General features: G+C 35.4%; 1 rRNA gene. It reads right to left on the bottom strand.

The window, feature by feature from the left end:
* Positions 1 to 552: 552 nt before the first annotated feature.
* A 5S ribosomal RNA gene (rrf, locus tag ES711_RS16195) occupies positions 553 to 661 on the bottom strand.

Here is a 661-nt window from a genome sequence, read left to right as displayed (position 1 = left end):
TGTGCTAATACCGTTTCCAGTACTTCGCTACGCTGTCAATCCAATATGTTAATGAACTTGTTTCTTTGTTTCTCTCAGCGAACTCAATCGCTAAGCGGGTGCAAATATATAACCCTTTTTTAAATCTCACAATGTTTTTGAAGTTTTTTTAAAAGTTTTATTTCACACTTTAAATCAACACTCAATACACATTATTTTAATGAACTCTCCGCTTCTCAACGTTGCCGTTTTAAGCGGCTGCAAACATACAACCTTTTTTTAATTGGCAAGCCGTTTTTTTAGATTTATTTATAATCCTATTCTGACGTTGCCATAAGTCTCTTCTGGAGAGTAGTTTAGACCATATAATTAATGAACTTATAAAAATTAAATTTTTCAAAAAAAGTAAATCTACCCGTTAACTTTTAAATACTGGAGATTGCGGCAGCGCCTATCCTTAAATTAAGGAATAAAGTATCGTTTTGGTTTATGGTAAAGATCCGTCCAAACTATAAAATTGGAACTTATATAAACAAAAAAATCCCCAACAAATACATGTTGAGGATTCTCTAAAAAAGGCGATGTCCTACTCTCCCACGAGGTGCAGTACCATCGGCGCAAACGGGCTTAACTTCTCTGTTCGGAATGGTAAGAGGTGAGCCCCGTCGCTATAACCACCTTA

The sequence above is a fragment of the Gelidibacter salicanalis genome, assembly GCF_007997285.1.
GTDB lineage: Bacteria > Bacteroidota > Bacteroidia > Flavobacteriales > Flavobacteriaceae > Gelidibacter > Gelidibacter salicanalis.
The sequence above is the reverse complement of the archived record's forward strand: the minus strand, read 5'-3'. Positions and strand labels throughout refer to the sequence as shown.